We start from the raw sequence: 18026 nt of genomic DNA on the forward strand, positions 1-18026 counted from the left end.
TTTTATTCTTAGAACCGGCCCGAAGACCGGCTCTGATGATATATTAAATATGTTTATTGTAAACTTCGTCATGCTCGCTACCGTTCATCACTACATCCGTGTTACGGATTTTAGACAAGTAACTTACATTTGGTAATACGTGGATAGACTCCAGCATATAGAACAGACGCTCTTTATTGTTTACGTATCTGTCCTGGAATACTGCACTTTCTTTATCGTTAACGTTACCGAAAGTGATACAACCATTAGCACATGCTGACTGACAAGCTGTTTTCACATGATGATCTTTCAATGGTGTGCCTTCTTTTTTAGCAGTCAGTTTACCATCCTGCAGACGTTGTACACAGAAAGAACATTTTTCCATTACACCACGTGAACGTACAGTAACATCCGGATTCAGTACCATTCTGGTCAGGTCATCATTGATGTCATCACGACGGCCATCTTCATACAGGTTATCATCGAAGCAGTCTGCACCATTCCAGTCAAACCAGTTGAAACGACGTACTTTGAATGGACAGTTGTTAGCACAGTATTTAGTACCGATACAACGGTTATATGCCATTTGGTTCAGACCTTCAGAACTGTGGTTGGTAGCAGATACCGGACAAACGTTCTCACAAGGAGCATTGTCACAGTGCTGACACAGCATAGGCTGGAACACCGTTTGAATAGTATCCGGATCATTAGGATCACCAGAGAAGTAACGATCGATTTTCAACCAGCTCATTTCCTGAACTTTGATCACGCGATCTTTACCTACTACAGATACGTTATTCTCTGCCTGACAAGCAATTACACATGCTGCACAACCTGTACAAGTATTCAGGTCGATAGACATTGCCCAATGCAGGCCCATAGACTCGTGTACCGGATAGTGTGTACCGTTTTTACGGAAATCTTCTTCGAATTTTTTAGCGTCAAATTTATCCCCTTTACCGTAAGCGTCATGACCTTCATGATGCTCTTCGTTAGGAGCTGTCAGATAATGCTCAATAGCTTCTCTGCGCTCATCAATCAACTCGTAAGGGTTTTCCTTGAATTTCTCTAAAGTATATTCGTATATAATAGGGCGTGTTTCTGCACTATTGTGTGTTTGGGTAACCGCAACAGGATAGAATTCTGCGGTTTTCTCAATCGTTACCGGAGCATTATAAGTGAAGGTTCCGTTGAAGCTAACCAATGGATAAGTGTTTTTACCCAGGTTTGCTGCTGCACGGCCTACACCTTCAGATCTACCGTAACCCACAGCTACTGCAACCACATTGTGATGCATACCTGGAGTAACGATTACCGGTAAGGTAACTTCCTTATTACCAACTTTTAATTTTAATAAACGTTTTTTAGGATCAACCTGGTTGATAGAAGTCAGCTCAGCCTCAAATTTTTCTTTTGCAGTCTTAGGAGACATCATCACGTAGTTATCCCAGGCAACTTTAGTCACCGGATCAGGCATTTCCTGTAACCATGGGTTATTACTCCATGCACCGCCATGACCCATAGCAACGTTCTGGAATACCACGATTTCGTACTCACCACCTTTCACCGCGCTTGCTTTAGCGATTGCATCAGCAACATTGCCGGAGAAAGAGGCACCGCTTACTGCAGGAGTAGCAGGCTCGATAATACCATCTTGTAATGCTTTATCGAAAGTAGCTTGTCCTAATTTACCGTTCCAGTAAGCATTAAACAGATCGTGGTAAGTACCTGTAGCACCTGCCCATTTCAGTAAGCTGTCCTGGAATGCTCTTGTTTTGAACAAAGGAGCGATAGTAGGCTGAATAAAGCTAATATAGTTTGCTTTAGGCTCAGCATCACCCCAGCTTTCCAGCCAGTGATGATCAGACACTACATATTTACATTCTTTAGCAGTCTCGTCTAAACGATCGCTGAAAGAAACAGTTGTTTTTACTTTTTTAAGACCTGCCAGGAATTTAACTCCGTCGAAGTATTCGTAAGCAGGATTTACACCGTGGATTAACAGTGAGCTAACCTGACCAGCATTCATTGCATCTACCAGCGCTACCATATCCGCATCAATACCTTTTTTGTATTTCAGAGGATTAGCAAAGTCGATAGTAGTGCCATTTGCACCGATCGCGTTATTGATTGCATTAATAATGATCTGTACATTTACGTCATTGCTGCCGCTTACTACAAGACCATTTCCTTTTTTCAGGTCAGCTGCTGCCTTTACAAGCATTTTATCCAGGTTTTTAGAACCTGTGTTTGGTGCTGCACCTGTAGTAACTGCGCTATATAAAGCAGCAGCAACTTTACCGTACTCAGATGGTTTGCAGGTAGCACGCTCATCGGCATTAGCACCGGTCATGCTCAACATACCTTCTACCTGGTAGTGCTTAGCCATTTCTGCAGTCTTAGCGTTTTTACCTTCGATCTTACGGCCGATAGTATACCCTTTACTGAATTCTACCGGAGATAACCAGGTACCCAGGAAGTCTGCACCCAGACTGAATATTGTTTTCGCTTTCTCAAACAGGTAGTTAGGAATCATGCGGCTTCCGTAAGAAGCTTCATTAGCCAACAACATACCAGAATAAGAAACCGGATCGTATGTTACATGTTTTGCAGTTGGATATTTAGCCAGGAATTGTGCAATCGACTGCTCTGTAGTAGGGCTGCTGATTGTTCCGGTCAGTAAGTAGATCGCACCACCTGCTGCCAGACCTGACATAATACCTGAATCTACTGCATCAAACGTATCAACTGGCTTACCATCAACATGAGGCTGACGTAATCTCGTTTTGTCATACAGACTTAAGGTAGCAGCTACCATACGGGCAGAAGAACCACCAGCGGTAATGGTAGAGAGTGTATTACCCTCGATCATGATAGGACGTCCTTCGCGGGTCTTAACTACTACCGGAATGATATCTCCGTTATCTACGAATGTAGATGCATAATAGTTAGGTACACCCGGAATAATATCTTCCGGCTTAATTGCATAAGGGATCGCCTTTCTTACTGGCATTTCACAACTTGCTGCAACAGTAGCCGCAAGTGTGCTGAATCCTAAAAATTTCAGAAAATCACGACGCGGAGTAGTGGCATTCAATAAATTATCACTTAAGTCAAGTGGTAACTCTTCATTGAATTCGTTGGCTACACTTTGTTGATACTCTGGTGTATTCGCCAACTCTTCTAAACCTTTCCAATATTTTTTTTGACTCATAAGTCTGCTTTATATTGTAATATAATACTCGTAAAACGATGTATTGTTATTTTTTTAAATAATATTAATAGTGACATTTTTGACATTCCAGACCACCCAGCTCAGCTTCAGTTACACCGTCTCTCTTACCGTCTTTAATCTCCTGGTGGTATTTTTCAAAGATGCTGTAGTAGTTATTATTCTGGAAATCAACTTTAGTTTCTCTGTGACAGTTAATACACCATCCCATAGATAAAGACTCAAATTGTTTTACCTCGTCCATTTCCTGAATTGGACCGTGACAGGTCTGACATTGAACCTTACCTACTCTTACGTGTTGGCTGTGGTTGAAGTAAACGAAGTCTGCCAGGTTGTGGATTTTAGTCCATTTGATCGGAGTAGCAAGGATTTTACCCTGGTTGTCACGTTTGTATTCTTTTTTAGCAGGATCCCAGCCAGCGTATTTGTATAACTCCTGAATCTGTGCAGTACCATCGATTTTGTTTCCTTCGTGGTCGAACAGTTGCTCACCAGTATATTCACCGATCTGCTTGTGACAGTTCATACATACGTTAGTAGAAGGAATCATTGCCTGACGGCTATCGTTAACACCTGCGTGACAGTATTGACAGTTGATCTGGTTAATACCGGCGTGTACTTTGTGAGAATAGAAGATTGGTTGCTTAGGCATGTAGTTTTGCTGACGACCCATTTCAACACCACCGTTTACCATCCAGTAACCGGCAAGGATAAATAACAGGATACCAACTACTGCGATGAACACTTTATTTCTTTTCAGTGGTACATCCTTTTTATTAGGAATACCTTGTTCTGTATTGGCAACTTTATGTAAACCTTTGTTGATACGGATCAGGATCAGGGCCAGGACAGCCAGTACGATCGTAACCAGTACATATAACCATGTGTTATCTGCTTCTTTAGCAGGAGAACCAGCTGTATCGCCACCGGATGGAGTAGTAGTAGGTGGCTTATACTCTTCTACGTATTTAATGATTGCATCGATTTCCTCTTCTTTCAGATTAGGAAATGCAGTCATTGCAGTTTTGTTCCATTTAGTATAAATACCATTTGCGTACTTGTCGCCGCTGGCAATTACTGCAGCAGAGTTCTTAACCCATTTGTGGATCCACTCTGTGCTTGGAGCACGGCCTGTGATACCTTGCAGCGCAGGACCGGTTGCATCTTTAATAGGGTTGTGACAAGATGCACAGTTAGCCTGGAAAAGCGCTTTCCCGTCTTGTGCATTAGCCTGTGTAAAGCTTCCGAATACCGTTAATACAGCAATCAGAGCCATTATACTAACACGTTTAAACATAAAATTTAACTTTAAATATGCAGACACTAGAATTGTTTTTGTTTTTTAACTTAAGATTTACACAATCGCGCTTGCAAAAGTACAACACGAAATCCAATTTTTGTCCACATTTGTTAAAATTTTTTTTTCAATGCTGGCAAGGGTTTCAGCCGATTAATTGTCATTTTGAATATATGTTTGTCAAAATTGTGTCATACGCGGCATCACAGTTTTGTCAGAAATCCAAATCAAATCTTTACCTTCCCTTGACAAAAAGGCGCAAAACATATTTTAACAATAGATATATATGAATAATTAACGGTCGAAAGTCAGGCGCTCGCCCATGATATTATCGATCACTTTTACACCATCAAATACCAGGTTCCCGTTTACATAGGTCTGGTCAATGCTGTAATCGAATGTTTTTCCCTCCAGCGGGCTCCATGCACAGTGATACAGGATATTCGATTTATCCACAGTATATGGTTTCTGACCCAGCAATACCAGGTCGGCAGCATAACCTTCTTTCAGATAACCTCTTTTTGCAATCCTGAAGCAATCTGCTGGGGCATGGCACATTTTTTCAACCACTTTCTCCATACTGATCTTTCCTTCCTGTACATATTGCAGCATCAGTTGCAGAGAGTGCTGTACCAGGGGCAGTCCGGCAGGTGCCTGTGCGTAAGGCTGCTGTTTTTCTTCCCAGGTATGCGGGGCATGGTCTGTCGCAATGATATCCAGGCGGTCGTCCAGCAGGGCTTCCCAAAGGGCAGTACGATTTTCCGGCGCTTTAATAGCCGGATTACATTTGATCAGGTTGCCTTGTGTAGCGTAATCATCGGCGGTGAAGTGCAGGTGATGTACACATACCTCATTGGTAATGCGTTTATCTTTCAACGGCAGCATATTGGAGAACAATTGCAGCTCTCTTGCCGTAGTAATATGCAGGATATGCAGGCGGGTATCATACTTTTTAGCCAGTTGAACGGCGGTAAAGCTGGAAGAAAAGCAAGCCTCTGCATCACGGATCAGCGGATGGAAGGAGGCGTCTGTAGGATTGGGATATAACTCTTTATTGGCTGCAATAATACGTTCATCCTCGCAGTGTGTGGCAATCAGGTGCCCGGTTTCGGAGAAGATGGTGTTCAGGGTAACGAAGTTATCTACCAGCATATCGCCGGTGCTGCTGCCCATAAAAATCTTGATGCCGCAGACATTGTGCAATTTCTCATTTGCTTTAAGCACTTCTTCCACATTATTATTGGCTACACCCATAAAGAAGGAATAGTTAGCCACAGAAGTATTGGCGCCGATAGTGTATTTCTGCTCCAGTAGGTCTTGTGTGGTTGCCGGTGGGTTGGTATTGGGCATCTCCATAAAGGAAGTAACCCCACCTGCTACAGCTGCACGTGATTCAGAACCAATGGTAGCCTTATGCGTAAGCCCCGGCTCTCTGAAGTGCACCTGATCATCAATTACACCTGGTATTAACCATTTACCGGTTGCATCTATTTCCTGTACCTGCTCTGTCACCGACAGATTTTCTCCGATTTTCTGAATCAGCCCGTCTTTAACCCAGAGGTCTGCGATAATGGTTTTGCCCTCGTTTACGATCCGGGCATTTTTGAAGAGTATATTGTTGCGCATGTAAGAAAATTGAACGTGAAGCCCCAAAAATAAAGACTAATATGTAAAAAGGGCAGATAATCCTGAAATGTTTGTGCTATATAGCCGGACTGCATCATTCCTTAATATTAGAAATTCGCTCTATAGTTGTTTTAAATTCAGCAATGACCTGCTGATTGTAGATGAGTAATTCGGGGAAAGTATGGCTTTCAGCGTAATGGTAGATTTTTCTATTGAGCTCGTCAGCATAAGTTCTTAAGGAATCCTTTTGTGCAGCACTTATTTTGCTATCATTCACCCCCACAAAAAATATTGTCCCTGTCTTAGCTTTTAATGCCTCAACCTGATGGCTCATGTAGGACTCGTACTCATCCAAAGTCGCTTTCCGGAACAGGGCAAAGGACCTGAAATGTCTGAAGTATGCTTTCCGGAAAGACTCCTTTCCGGTTAAGTCAAAATAACCACCATCTGACTTACATATCTGTGTATTACGGCCAATATAATTACCTTCAGTTGGATTAAATATCAGGGTATCGATATCTACAAAGTATGTTGGTAAATCTACCGCCCTTATTTCCAGGTACAATGTATCTCCCGCCACGGTCAGAAACATCTCTTTTCTTTTCTGGTCTATCTTGTAGAGGCTAGCGTATTCATATCGCTCTCCGGCATATACAGCAACACTGGTATACAGAAAAGCAACCAGGAGTATCTTGGCAAACAGTTTCATATGTCCAATATTAAAAAAGAGTTGCCAGCTGGCAACTCTTTAGCAGAAATAAATTATTTATTACGGAAGAATATCTTAATCGGCACGCCTTTGAACCCAAAGTGATGACGCAGTTTATTTTCCAGGAAGTTCTGGTACGGTTTCTTTATTTCATCCGGGTGGTTGCTGTAGAAAGCAAACGACGGAACCATAGTCGGGATCTGCATCACGAACTTAATGCGTACATTGTGTCCGCGCATCATCGGTGGTTTAAAGATCTCTACTTCTTTCAGCATCGCATCATTCAGTACAGATGTAGGTATTTTCTTCTGACGGTTTTCATAAACCTCCAGCGCCTGTTCCATTGCCTGGAAGATACGTTGTTTCTCCTGTGCAGAGATAAACACTACCGGCACATCACAGAAAGGCTGTAAGCGTTCTTTTAGCTGCTTTTCGTAATCACGGGCAGTATTGGTTTGCTTGCCCTGTATCTTATCCCATTTATTCACCAGGACAATAATACCTTTACCCTTACGGGCTGCAAGGCTGTAAATGTTTACATCCTGAGCAGTAATACCTACTTCGGCATCGATCAGTAACATACACACATCTGCCTCATCCATCGCATTGATGGCACGGATTACAGAGTAAAACTCCAGGTCTTCGTTTACGTTTTTCTTCTTACGGATACCTGCAGTATCAATCAGCACGAACTCCTTACCAAACATATTGTAATGGGTATGGATAGAATCGCGTGTAGTACCTGCGATATCAGAAACAATAGTACGGTGCTTACCTGTCAGTGCATTCAGTAAGGTGGACTTACCGGCATTAGGCTGACCAATAATGGCTATTTTAGGAATAGGATTTTTAGGATAGGCCACCTTGATCATCTGGCCATACTCATCTTCTTCCTCTACCCAGATCACATCTTCATCATTGACATAATCTTCAGGTATAAAAGAGGTAACCATATCCAGCATATCACCGGTACCACTACCAGATGCAGATGCAATCATTATGGTATTATCAAAACCATAGGCATAAAACTCTGTTGCATCCAGCTGGCGTGCAGCATTGTCTACCTTGTTAACAACTAAAATAACCGGTTTTTGAGAGCGGCGCAAAACCATGGCCATCTCATTATCTAATTCTGTAGTACCCGCACCGGCATCAACAACGAACAAAACGACATTCGCCTCTTCAATTGCAATATGTACCTGTGTACGAATCTCTTTTTCAAATACATCTTCGGAATGGGACACGAAACCTCCGGTGTCAATCACATTGAACACTTTACCGTTCCAGTCGCAAATACCGTATTGGCGATCACGTGTAACTCCACTAAAATCATCTACAATCGCCTTCCTTTGTTCGACCAAACGGTTGAACAACGTTGACTTTCCGACATTGGGTCTACCTACAATGGCTACCGTAAATCCTGGCATAATTTTATTTTTATAATGCTTATAAGCCTGCAAAGATACAATAAGCTAACGGAACTGCACATTTTCCTTTAATATGTGCCTGATTTAAACCAAAAAAGACACGCTGCGAAAGCGTGTCTTGTGCGAAATAAAAACTATTATCTACAGTTTATGAAACTTCATGATAGTTTCTTTTGTACCATTACCTACTTTCATCAGGTAGATGCCGGTGCTTAAGGCAGATGCATCAGCTTTGTACTGGTTGGTACCGCTTCCGAAGATTGCTTGCTCTGTCTGCAGTACTCTTCCGGTCATATCCATCAGCTGGAAGCTGTATTTGCCCGGAGTTGTATTTTCAATCTGTACTGTTACCGCACCGTTTGAAGGGTTAGGGAATAACTGTACTCCTTTTATTTGTTCTGTATTACGAATGCTGGTAGTGGCTTCTGTAATATTAGCGCTGGTTCCGAAGTTCCACTGATCTCCGGCATCGTTATTACCATTACCATTCACACCATTAATAACGGTATAAAACTTAACTGTACCGGTTCCTGCAGCAGGTGCCGTCCACTGGAATTGTGCAGCATATATGATATTACCGCTGTTAGGAGTACCTGCAAGTGGTGTAGTGTGCTCCAGAAGGGTATTATTTGCACGAGCTGCTACGCCGGTTACGCCATTTGCAGATAATGTTCCTGCTGCTACTCCGCCACTTTTAGCGCAGGTCAGCTGGAAGCCGAACTTAGGATGTCCGGTGCCGGTATTGCTACCTGCGAGTACTACTGTATAGGTTTGCCCTGGTACATAAGTAGTAACCGGCGTGGTACCGTCCATTAGTATTACCGCTGCTGTAGTAGCATTGTTCTGAGTTCCGTGACAGTTAAAACAACCGGTAGCACTACCGGTACTGTTTGTCTGGTTACCTAAGGTACCATGTGTACCATTCTGGTAAGAAGATAACACTATAGTGGCTAACACACCAATAGAAGCAATAGAAAGTAATTTTTTCTTCATGCGTGAATCTTTGTTTATTGAAAGTTGAAAGGAAAATAAATTTAATATATTTTCAATATTACTAATAAATCGTGATTTGTCCGTTTTTTGTCACAGATTTTTTTGATTTAGGTGGCGATCAAATTGTTACCCGCTTATTTCTTATAAACTACCGTTAAAATTTATTAATTTTATGTCCTTATTCATTTACATTTTTGAGCAACATGAAAAAAATTTTATGTAATCTGCTCGCTATTGCAGGCTTAGGTATTTCTGCCCATGCTGCAACAGGCGACACTACGGTGGTACAAGCGCACAATGAAAAACAGCTGCAGACGTACACCAATTATGATACGACCATTACCTTCCCTAACGGTTCGCTCTCTTACCAGAAGATCATTATGGATTTTACCTTAGGTAAGTATAACTGTGGTGGTAGCTATAACCCGGCTACAGCGGGTGAAGGTACCGGCAAAAGCGGATGGTGTTCTGACTGGGATTATGACCTGCACATTATCGTAATGACTGCTGCCGGCGATACGCTTGAGCTGGGCGAGGTGATTACTCCATATGCCAATACTACCCTTCCTATGTTCCCATGGACATGGAAAAGAAATTACCGTTATGATATTACAGATCTGTACCCTATCCTGAAAAACGGTGCTACCATCCGTATTTTCTATGCAGGCTGGTCTGGTGGATTTACCGGCACAACCAAATTTTCTTTCATTGAAGGTACTCCTCCGCGCGAGGTACTGGGTGTACAATCTTTATGGCAGTCTCCTGGCTCTGGCTTCTCTTATGGTGAAGCCGTTTCTATCGACTCTCAAATTGTAAAAAGAACGCTGACTGCTCCTGCAGGTACTACTGCTGCTACCGTACGCACTATTATGTCCGGTCACGGATTCGGTAACCAGGCTTACTGTTCTGAGTTCTGTTCCAAATGGTACCGCCTGATGGTGAACAACCAGAATGTAGAGCAAAAATCGATCTGGAAACCAAGTTGTGGTTCTAACCAGGCCTATCCGCAGTCAGGTACATGGGTTTATGACCGTGCTAACTGGTGCCCTGGCGAGCATGTAGAGCCTTACTTGCAATCCGTTCCGGTATCGGCTTTATCAGCTCCGTTTACGGTAGACCTGGACTTCCAGCCATATACCAACGTGGGTACAACCAGTAATCCTGGTGCATGGTATAAATTATCTTCTGCTATTATTTTCTACGGTGATTACAACCGTCAGAAAGATGTGGGCGTAGAGCACATCATCAGCCCTACCACAGATGCAAACGAATACAGAAACAATCCTATCTGTGGTTCTCCTAAAATCGTTGTAAAAAACTACGGGTCTGAAACTGCAACCAGCATTAAATTTGAATACGGTGTTGAAGGTGGCACGATGAGTACTTATACCTATACCACCAGCCTAGCAGCCAATGCCAGCGCAGAAGTAAACCTGCCTTCCCTGGCTTCTCTGCAGACTGCAGCGCCAAACAGCGTTTTTGTGGTAAAAGTATTAATGGTCAATAATGCTACTGACGAGAATCCGGATAATAACCAACTGAAATCTGAATTTATTCCTTCTCCTGAGTGGACTGGCGGTAACTTCTCTATCCAGTTGAAAACTTCCGGAGCCGTTTCAGGTCAGCAAAACCGTACGGACTGGAAAATTGTTGATATCGCTACTGGCAATGTAGTGGCTTCCAGAAATGGTATTGCAAATATCACTACTTATAATGATACAGTACACCTGGCAAACGGTTGTTACAGACTGGAGCTGGATTGCAGCACACTGGGTGCAGGTCTGAGAAACCCTTACCTGATCAGTACTGCCGGTAGCTTCATTGTAAGAAACCTGGGTACAAACCAAAGAATTACACTGGATAAAAACCGTGATGGCCAAACTTCTGCTTACCAGGGCAACCTGGAGGGCTGGACAGGCAATGGATTTACCCAGTACTTTACCGTAACCGGTTCTACCAGTGTATTGAAAGTGGAGAATGACATCAACCTGAACATGTATCCTAATCCTACTATGGATGTACTGCACATCCGTGTAGACGGTTTGTCTATACAGAAAGGTACCGTGACGTTAACCAATGCTATTGGTCAGGCGGTATATACTGCAGAGATGAAAGGCAATGACTTCACACTGAATACGGAAGTATTCCCTTCAGGTATTTATACGTTAACCTACAGCTCTGATAAAGGAAGCCGTGTAGAAAAAGTTTCTATAAAACACTAATCAGTATTTTTAATAAATAAACGGGCCGCAGTAATCACTGCGGCCCGTTTATTTATTAAAAATCTTATTGCTATTATACCTGCCACTCGATTGGCTTTTTGCCATGTGCCTGCAAGTAAGCATTGGTCTTGCTGAATGGTCTGGAACCGAAGAATCCGTTGTAGGCTGAAAGGGGTGAAGGGTGCGCCGATTCTATGATACAGTGCTTTGTCGTATCAATCAGTCCTTTCTTGGAGCGGGCATTTCCGCCCCAAAGTATGAAGACGATGTTTTCTTTTTCCTGTGATACTTTTTCAATAATCGCATTGGTAAAGTTTTCCCAACCGATCTTGCTGTGTGAATTGGCCAGACTGGCTTGCACCGTAAGACTGGTATTGAGCATCAGCACACCTTCTTTGGCCCAGGACTCCAGAAAGCCATGATTGGGTATCTGGAAACCCGGAATGTCAGTGACCAGCTCCTTGTAAATATTGGCAAGGGAAGGCGGTGGCTTTACGCCAGGGCGTACCGAGAAGCAAAGGCCATGAGCCTGACCCGGTCCGTGATAAGGATCCTGGCCAAGCAATACTACTTCTACTTTATCAAATGGGCAAAGCTCAAAGGCACGGAATATATCCTGTCCTGCTGGATACAGGGTTATACCCTGTTCACGATCGTATTTGATGCGGTCTACGATCTGTTTAAAATAAGGTTTCTCAAATTCTTCTTTCAGCTGGTGCTTCCAGCTGGTTTCTATTTGTACATCCATAGGTCTTTAGTTTAGGCCGAGGCTCTGATGTCCAGTACTTTTAATTGTAGCGATGTTTCATTGTTCCATTCGTTTTCATCGATGGTATATACAATATCAAAAGGCTTGTTGCTGTTGATCAGGTCAAATTTATAAGCAAGGTTAAATCCTATACCACTAATCGGTTGTGCACCGTTCTGGCTTATTAGAAATTTGATGTGCTGATCTTTCACAATCTTGCAGGATTGCCTGAAGTTAGTCACCCCTCTGGAAAAAAATACCGGTCGCAGATTATCGGGTCCGAATGGCTCAAACTGCTGCAAAATATTGAAGAGTTTATAATTGACCTGCGACAGCTCCAGTTCAGTGTCGATCAGTATTTCCGGGCAGCGGGATTCTGTAGAAATGGTTTGACGCACTATATCTTCAAATCGTTGCCGGAAGGGTTCGAAATTTTCCTTGCTCATCGTCAGTCCGGCGGCAAAGTAGTGTCCGCCATAATTCTCCAGCAAATCGCTGCAGGATGCAATGGCATCGTGTATATTAAAGCCGGTAACCGAGCGGGCCGAGCCGGTAATCTTATTATTGGATTCGGTAAGTACGATAGTAGGTTTGTAATAGTAATCTACCAGTCTGGAGGCCACAATACCGACTACTCCTTTATGCCAGTGCGGACGGAAAAGTACTGTGCTGTAATTGTCTTTATAACCCAGATCTTCCTGCAGAATCAGCAATGCCTCATCCGAAATACTTTTATCGACCAGTCTGCGGTCACTGTTATCCTCATGCAGCTGAGCCGCCATTTTCTGTGCAGTGGCATAATCCTTTTCAATAAAGAGGGCAACTGCTTTATTGCCGTCATCCATTCTGCCGGCAGCATTGATGCGGGGAGCGATGACAAAGACCAGATCGGAGACCTTGAGTACTTTTTTAGTATCTACCAATTCCCGGATCACTTGTATAGCCAGACATGGATTAAGGTTTACTTTCTCCACCCCGAAGTATGCCAGGATACGGTTTTCTCCATTGATGGGTACAATATCTGCGGCTATAGAAGTTGCGACCAGGTCAAGGTAATTATATACCAGCGACATATCCAGTTGCCAGAACATAGCCAGGCCGCTGATCAGTTTGAAACCTATCCCACATCCACTTAGTTCTTTGAACGGATAAGGGCAATCGGATTGTTTAGGATTAAGGATGGCTATGGCCTCCGGCAGATGTCCTTCTTCGGGTAAATGGTGATCACATACAATAACCCCAATACCTTTTTCTCTGGCATAGGCTATTTTCTCTACTGACTTAATACCGCAATCGAGGGTAATGATCAGTGAGATGCCCTGTGCAGCGCATTCATCAATAGCTTTAGTAGATAATCCATACCCCTCATTATAGCGATGCGGTATATAATAGCAGAGCTGCTCTTTGGACAGGTCAGGAGCATTGCCACGCAGAAAGTCGTATACCACAGCTACGGCCGTAGTACCATCCACATCATAATCTCCGAAGATCATGATTTTCTTTCCTTCCCTTATGGTTTGATCGATATGTGTTATTGCATCCTGCATTCCTTTCATGAGGAACGGATCATGCAGGTGCTCCAGCTGTGGCCTGAAGAAGTGCTTAGCCGAAGCAAAATCACGGATACTTCTCTGGGCCAGCAAGCGGCATAATGATAAACTGATGTTCAGGTCTTTCTGAATATTCTGTGCTAATGGCTCATCTGTCGGCTTAAAGGTCCATCTCTTTTCTAATCGCATAATGGTTCGGGTTTACGGTGGTGTATCAGGTTAATGAAGCTGGCGGTGCAGCGGTTACTGTCCGGGTATTACCCCGTTTACCGGAGCCTGTCCGTCTTTAAGCTTCATTATAGGCACCACATCCTGTACCGGTTGCCATTGAAAGTTGACCCATTTCAGTCCGTCTACCATTCCCGAAGGCACCAATGTATTGCGGCGCTGCGGCTGGTTTACTTCTGATATTACGCGATCATATATGATCATTCCTTTTTCATTATCCCAGTTCAGAGATACCTGTGCACCTTTCTGGTACTCCAGCACAAATCTTTTACTGGGCATATTATTTACGCGGAAGTAATCTCCGCCAAATGTGATTTTATTACCTTCGATATTCAGTACGTCAACTGTTTTTGTACTAAACCCATTTCCGTTCTGATTGGAACCTAATATAAAATATAGAGGACTGCCATTCGCTGCTTTCTGTGTCAGAATGCGGTAATATTCTACACCGAACCAGTTTTTATTGGAAAGCGGTCCGTAAAGGGCATTGCCTTCAATCTTTTCTGACATATCCAGCAGCGGGTATAATTGTCCGTCTGCTTTCTGAACGGCTCCGTAATAGCGGAAGCCAGCCAGTTTATATTCAATGGTCCAGTTAAAAATGCGAAAACTCTTGTCGTCCGGACTGATGATATGAATTTTCTTGCCCAGGCGTTCGAATGGAAATGCATAGGCATTTTCCTGTTTCAGCAAGGCACCAAGCTGCTTTACAAACTTATGGCAGTATTCAATACGGTCTTCGTACATATAAGCCCGGTACATAGAATCGGCCGAAACAATAAGGGAATCTTCCGTTTTCTGGAATGCCTTTAACTGGTCGGCAGATAATTTCTGGGCAAAAACCGATGTCATTCCTGCAGGAACGCAGCATAACAACAGGAGTAATAATTTTTTCATATCAACAAATTTCTATCACTTTCAATACGGATGAAGCTAAAAATACACTTTTTTTCCCTTTATTCCGATTTTTTCACCTCATTCCACAGGGCATCCTTCTCTGCAAGGTTCAATGCAGTAAAGTCAAGTGCTTTACTTTTAGCCAGGTCTTCCATCTGCTCAAAACGTGATTTGAATTTTTTATTGGTCTTTTCCAGGGCCGTTTCGGCATCGATACCCAGGAAGCGACCATAATTGATCAGAGAGAACAACACATCGCCGAACTCTGCTTCCTGCTCTGCTTTCGTGCCTACGGTCAAGGCTTCTTTAAGCTCGCCTAATTCTTCCTGTACCTTATCCCATACATCATCTGCAAGCTCCCATTCAAATCCTACCTGCTTAGCCTTATCCTGCAAGCGGGTTGCCTTTACCACTGCGGGCAGCGATTGCGGAACACCACTCATTACGGAGCGCTTACCCTCTTTCAGCTTCAGCTGCTCCCAGTTTTTCTTCACTTCCTCTTCATCCTCTACCTGTACATGGGCGTATATATGCGGGTGGCGAAATACCAGTTTGTTCGCAACTCCCTCGATCACATCACTTAAGGTGAATTGGTTTTGCTCCTGGCCTATCTTACTGTAAAACACAATATGCAGCAGCAGATCACCCAGCTCTTCTTTAATTCCTTTCCAATCCTCTTCTGTAATCGCATCTGCCAGTTCGTACAGCTCTTCTATAGTCTGTGTACGCAGGGTATGAATGGTCTGTTTTTTATCCCAGGGGCATTGCTCCCGCAGGTCATCCATTATACTGATCAGGCGCTCCAGTGAATTATGGTAGCTCATATATTGCTTAATTTTTTCTCTGTAAAGTATATTTGTCTTTAAAAATACCGCTGAACGCAGCTTTTGCTGCACTTAGCCGGATAAGATGACCCTGCTCAAAACGATAATATTCTATCCTGTTCACTTCCGGGTAGGTAACGGTTATGAGGCAGTCCCCTTCAATTTTCCAGTGGCCTGTATACTGCAAACGGTTTTCGCCCTCGCCCAAAGTCTTCTCTACACTTTCATTCTCTCTGAACTGAATACGGGTAAGGCGTAACAAATTACTATCATAACAATCGTATCCGAAGCAGGGTACATTGCCCTCAAAAACACCTGGCTTAAACGAACAGGCAAATTGGCGCGCAACCGGCTCCGGTGGGGCTTCTACAACCGGCAAAGGCTTTGCTGCGTGTTTTCCGGTTCTGCAGGAAGCCAGTAAAACCAGACACAGAAGCGTGCAATACCAGTAAAAGAGATTGCTTTTCATAGAGGAATATTTTGAGATGCCCTGCAAAAATAAGCTGATTGTTCCACATTAGTCTGTGTACCCACTATTATTCGTAATTTTGCAATATGATTGATTTCAGCCCGGAAATAAAATATAAAACAGCAAGAAGCGGAGGCAAAGGTGGCCAGAATGTAAATAAGGTAGAAACTATGGTGGAAGCCCGTTGGAGCATCCTTGAAAGCAAGGCTTTCAGTGAAGAAGACAAGGCGCTCATATTTCTGGCGCTGGCAAACCAGATTAACGGAGAAGGTATACTTATCGTTAGAGCATCTGAAAACCGCTCGCAGCTAGAAAATAAGGAACTGGCAACTAAAAAGATGTTGCAATCGGTACGCAAATCCCTGATAAAACAGAAAAAGCGTATTGCCACCAAACCGTCTAAAGCTAAAGTGGAAAATAGACTGGACCAGAAGAAGCAACATGCCGAACGCAAACAAAACCGCCGGAAAGACTGGTAAGATATAAAAAGCGCGGCTTCTCTGAAGCCGCGCTTTTTATATATCAGGTTTGTAATGATTATAGTTGTTCTAAAGAATCCTTAATAATGGCAACACATTCATCTATCTGTTCTTTGGTAATGACCAGTGGTGGTGCAAAGCGGATTTTATCGCCATGTGTCGGTTTGGCCAGCAATCCTCTCTCTTTCAGCGCCAGGCACAAGTTCCAGGCTGCATCTTTGTCTTCATGACGGATCACAATTGCATTCAGTAAGCCTTTACCTCTTACTTCCGCAACATAAGGATTGTTCAGGTCTCGGAGTGCAGTCCGGAAATATTCACCCAGTGTCTGGGCATTTTCCGCCAGCTTTTCATCCTGCAATACATCCAGTGCAGCCATAGCTACTTTACAGGCCAGTGGATTGCCCCCGTATGTAGAACCGTGTTCTCCCGGTTTGATGTTCAGCATAATCTCATCATCAGCCAGCACGGCAGAGATCGGTAATGTACCGCCAGATAATGCTTTACCAAGTATAAGGATATCGGGGCGTACATTTTCATGATCACAGGCCAGCATTTTACCGGTACGGGCCAGACCAGTCTGGATCTCATCTCCGATAAATAATACGTTGGCTGCTTTACACATGTCATATGCCTTAGCCAGGTAGCCCTCGTCTGGCACAAATACACCTGCCTCTCCCTGTATAGGTTCTACCAGGAAGGCGGCAACATTTTTATTTTGCAGGGCCTGATCCAGCGCTGCCAGATCGTTGTAGTTCACTACATTATAGCCCGGCATAAACGGTCCGAAGTTATCTTTAGCGGTAGGATCTGTACTGAAGGAGATCACATTCAGCGTGCGTCCGTGGAAATTATCTTTAGCGGTAATGATTACTGCTTCATTCTGTGGTACGCCTTTCTTTACATATGCCCATCTTCTGGCCAGTTTCAGCGCCGTCTCTACGGCTTCTACCCCACTATTCATCGGCAATACTTTATCATAGCCGAATAGTTTGGTGATATATTCTGAATAAGTACCTAAAAGATTACTGTGAAATGCTCTTGAAGTAAGTGTGAGTACCTGCGCCTGATCGCACAGTGCTTTTATAATTTTTGGATGGCAATGCCCCTGGTTCACAGCGGAATAACCACTCAGGAAATCGTAGTAGCGTTTATCATCAACATCCCATACAAATACACCCTCACCCTTGTTCAGCACAACGGGTAACGGATGATAGTTATGGGCTCCATATTGCTCTTCCTGCTCTATATACGAGCGTGTAACATCGCTCAGTAAAACCGTATTTTCCATATAATGCGAAAGTAAATAATTTAATCCGTAGCAAAAAATTGGCCTTATCTGCAAT

Annotated in this window: 13 protein-coding genes and 1 pseudogene; 2 read left to right on the forward strand and 12 right to left on the reverse strand. The window is 43.4% G+C overall.

The window, feature by feature from the left end; translation table 11 throughout:
* Window positions 1-43: 43 nt before the first annotated feature.
* The 6 genes from EMP01_RS04345 to EMP01_RS04370 form a co-directional block, all read right to left on the reverse strand.
* A complete protein-coding gene (locus EMP01_RS04345; RefSeq protein WP_129020247.1) occupies window positions 44-3193 on the reverse strand; it encodes a TAT-variant-translocated molybdopterin oxidoreductase in 3150 nt (1049 codons plus the stop codon).
* A gap of 64 nt (window positions 3194-3257) precedes the next feature.
* A complete protein-coding gene (locus EMP01_RS04350; RefSeq protein WP_237559471.1) occupies window positions 3258-4487 on the reverse strand; it encodes a c-type cytochrome in 1230 nt (409 codons plus the stop codon).
* Window positions 4488-4802: 315 nt separating this feature from the next.
* Window positions 4803-6134 (reverse strand): dihydroorotase, encoded by a 1332-nt coding sequence (locus EMP01_RS04355; RefSeq protein ID WP_129020249.1) that lies wholly within the window; start codon window positions 6132-6134, stop codon window positions 4803-4805.
* 94 nt (window positions 6135-6228) lie between these two features.
* The gene (locus EMP01_RS04360) at window positions 6229-6843 is read right to left on the reverse strand and encodes a hypothetical protein (protein ID WP_129020250.1); all 615 of its coding nucleotides are present in this window, start codon (window positions 6841-6843) and stop codon (window positions 6229-6231) included.
* A gap of 53 nt (window positions 6844-6896) precedes the next feature.
* Window positions 6897-8270, reverse strand: a complete 1374-nt coding sequence (der, locus tag EMP01_RS04365) for a ribosome biogenesis GTPase Der (RefSeq protein ID WP_129020251.1) — start codon at window positions 8268-8270, stop codon at window positions 6897-6899.
* A gap of 141 nt (window positions 8271-8411) precedes the next feature.
* Window positions 8412-9263, reverse strand: a complete 852-nt coding sequence (locus EMP01_RS04370) for a T9SS type A sorting domain-containing protein (RefSeq protein ID WP_129020252.1) — start codon at window positions 9261-9263, stop codon at window positions 8412-8414.
* A gap of 203 nt (window positions 9264-9466) precedes the next feature.
* Here EMP01_RS04370 and EMP01_RS04375 point away from each other — a divergent pair, with 203 nt between their 5' ends.
* The gene (locus EMP01_RS04375) at window positions 9467-11485 is read left to right on the forward strand and encodes a peptide-N-glycosidase F-related protein (RefSeq protein WP_129020253.1); all 2019 of its coding nucleotides are present in this window, start codon (window positions 9467-9469) and stop codon (window positions 11483-11485) included.
* Between the two features lie 73 nt (window positions 11486-11558).
* On the opposite strand, the gene ung is transcribed toward EMP01_RS04375, so the two are convergent.
* From ung to EMP01_RS04400, 5 genes are read right to left on the reverse strand one after another with little or no spacing between them, the layout of a single operon-like run.
* A complete protein-coding gene (gene ung / locus EMP01_RS04380) occupies window positions 11559-12233 on the reverse strand; it encodes a uracil-DNA glycosylase (RefSeq protein WP_129020254.1) in 675 nt (224 codons plus the stop codon).
* An 11-nt stretch (window positions 12234-12244) separates the two neighbouring features.
* The gene (gene recJ / locus EMP01_RS04385; RefSeq protein ID WP_129020255.1) at window positions 12245-13972 is read right to left on the reverse strand and encodes a single-stranded-DNA-specific exonuclease RecJ; all 1728 of its coding nucleotides are present in this window, start codon (window positions 13970-13972) and stop codon (window positions 12245-12247) included.
* A gap of 54 nt (window positions 13973-14026) precedes the next feature.
* Entirely contained in the window at window positions 14027-14908 is an 882-nt protein-coding gene (locus tag EMP01_RS04390; RefSeq protein ID WP_129020256.1) for a hypothetical protein, read from the reverse strand.
* Between the two features lie 59 nt (window positions 14909-14967).
* A complete protein-coding gene (mazG, locus tag EMP01_RS04395; protein WP_129020257.1) occupies window positions 14968-15732 on the reverse strand; it encodes a nucleoside triphosphate pyrophosphohydrolase in 765 nt (254 codons plus the stop codon).
* Between the two features lie 7 nt (window positions 15733-15739).
* Entirely contained in the window at window positions 15740-16201 is a 462-nt protein-coding gene (locus tag EMP01_RS04400) for a hypothetical protein (protein ID WP_129020258.1), read from the reverse strand.
* 89 nt (window positions 16202-16290) lie between these two features.
* Between EMP01_RS04400 and arfB the strand changes: the two are divergent.
* Window positions 16291-16680: pseudogene (gene arfB, locus EMP01_RS04405) on the forward strand (alternative ribosome rescue aminoacyl-tRNA hydrolase ArfB); the annotation flags it as partial.
* 58 nt (window positions 16681-16738) lie between these two features.
* Here the strand turns inward: arfB and rocD are convergent.
* Window positions 16739-17971 carry an ornithine--oxo-acid transaminase gene (rocD, locus tag EMP01_RS04410; protein WP_129020260.1) on the reverse strand — a complete coding sequence of 411 codons (1233 nt, stop codon included), beginning with the start codon at window positions 17969-17971 and terminating at the stop codon, window positions 16739-16741.
* Between the last annotated feature and the right edge of the window lie 55 nt (window positions 17972-18026).

This window comes from Edaphocola flava, assembly GCF_004118155.1.
GTDB lineage: Bacteria > Bacteroidota > Bacteroidia > Chitinophagales > Chitinophagaceae > Edaphocola > Edaphocola flava.

Coding starts and splice junctions, on each gene's coding strand:
- der (WP_129020251.1), bottom strand. CDS start 8,270: ATGCCAGGATTTACGGTAGCCATTGTAGGTAGACCCAATGTCGGAAAG.
- EMP01_RS04345 (WP_129020247.1), bottom strand. CDS start 3,193: ATGAGTCAAAAAAAATATTGGAAAGGTTTAGAAGAGTTGGCGAATACA.
- EMP01_RS04370 (WP_129020252.1), bottom strand. CDS start 9,263: ATGAAGAAAAAATTACTTTCTATTGCTTCTATTGGTGTGTTAGCCACT.
- mazG (WP_129020257.1), bottom strand. CDS start 15,732: ATGAGCTACCATAATTCACTGGAGCGCCTGATCAGTATAATGGATGAC.
- rocD (WP_129020260.1), bottom strand. CDS start 17,971: ATGGAAAATACGGTTTTACTGAGCGATGTTACACGCTCGTATATAGAG.
- EMP01_RS04375 (WP_129020253.1), top strand. CDS start 9,467: ATGAAAAAAATTTTATGTAATCTGCTCGCTATTGCAGGCTTAGGTATT.
- recJ (WP_129020255.1), bottom strand. CDS start 13,972: ATGCGATTAGAAAAGAGATGGACCTTTAAGCCGACAGATGAGCCATTA.
- EMP01_RS04355 (WP_129020249.1), bottom strand. CDS start 6,134: ATGCGCAACAATATACTCTTCAAAAATGCCCGGATCGTAAACGAGGGC.
- ung (WP_129020254.1), bottom strand. CDS start 12,233: ATGGATGTACAAATAGAAACCAGCTGGAAGCACCAGCTGAAAGAAGAA.
- EMP01_RS04360 (WP_129020250.1), bottom strand. CDS start 6,843: ATGAAACTGTTTGCCAAGATACTCCTGGTTGCTTTTCTGTATACCAGT.
- EMP01_RS04350 (WP_237559471.1), bottom strand. CDS start 4,487: ATGGCTCTGATTGCTGTATTAACGGTATTCGGAAGCTTTACACAGGCT.
- EMP01_RS04400 (WP_129020258.1), bottom strand. CDS start 16,201: ATGAAAAGCAATCTCTTTTACTGGTATTGCACGCTTCTGTGTCTGGTT.
- EMP01_RS04390 (WP_129020256.1), bottom strand. CDS start 14,908: ATGAAAAAATTATTACTCCTGTTGTTATGCTGCGTTCCTGCAGGAATG.